This is a genomic window from Alkalihalophilus lindianensis (genome assembly GCF_032843265.1).
In the GTDB taxonomy this organism is placed as follows: Bacteria; Bacillota; Bacilli; order Bacillales; family Bacillaceae_D; genus Alkalihalophilus; species Alkalihalophilus lindianensis.
In genome coordinates, this window is record NZ_JAWJBA010000885.1 from 1 (window position 1) to 243 (window position 243).

General features: G+C 42.8%; 1 pseudogene. It reads right to left on the reverse strand.

Annotation, left to right across the window (positions count from 1 at the left end):
• Nucleotides 1-243 (reverse strand): annotated as a pseudogene (locus tag RYX56_RS24670) (tetratricopeptide repeat protein); the annotation flags it as partial.

The window sequence follows — 243 nt, forward strand, 5'->3', positions numbered from 1 at the left end:
CTCTTCTATTTCATTGAAAAAGGGACGGATGTTTTTATCAGCAAGACTTGAAACCAATAACAGCTGGTCGTTTAAATTGTTATCCGACAAAAGCCCCAGCTCTTGATTGCCGTCGTTGGTTGGCGAAGGTTCTGCAGATTCTTCATGATGAGCCGCCATTTTTCGACTGAATTGCAGAATTGTTAAGAAATGTTCATACTTCTCCGGTGGGACCTCTTTTTCATCCAGCAGCGCTTCAATGGT